We start from the raw sequence: 332 nt of genomic DNA, 5'->3' as shown, positions 1-332 counted from the left end.
TTTCTATTAAGCTTTAAACTAACATTCTCTATTAAAGGTTTGTCATCGTACCCGAGTTTCAAATTATCAATAGAAAGAACATCATTTCCGCTTTGCTTCATAATTTCAAATCGGAAGTTTGCGGAGGCGTCCTCATCCATTGGCCGATTCATGACATTTATTTTTTCCAACTGCTTCCGTCTGCTCTTGGCTCGGTTACTAGTGGAGGCTCTGGCAATGTTTCTTTGGACAAAATCCTCTAGCTTTTTAATTTCATCCTGTTGTTTTTCAAATTTCTTCATTTCTAATTCTAAACGCTTTGCTTTTTCCTCAAGATAGTAACTATAATTTCC

1 pseudogene is annotated in these 332 nt (G+C 35.8%); it reads right to left on the bottom strand.

Features of this window, described 5'->3' with window-relative positions:
* Positions 1–332 (bottom strand): annotated as a pseudogene (locus AOA59_RS01535) (ATP-binding cassette domain-containing protein); the annotation flags it as partial.

The organism is Pseudomonas sp. 2822-15 (genome assembly GCF_002742515.1).
In the GTDB taxonomy this organism is placed as follows: Bacteria; Pseudomonadota; Gammaproteobacteria; order Pseudomonadales; family Pseudomonadaceae; genus Aquipseudomonas; species Aquipseudomonas salomonii.
Note: the sequence above shows the minus strand (reverse complement) of the source record. Positions and strands in the feature narration are given on the sequence as shown.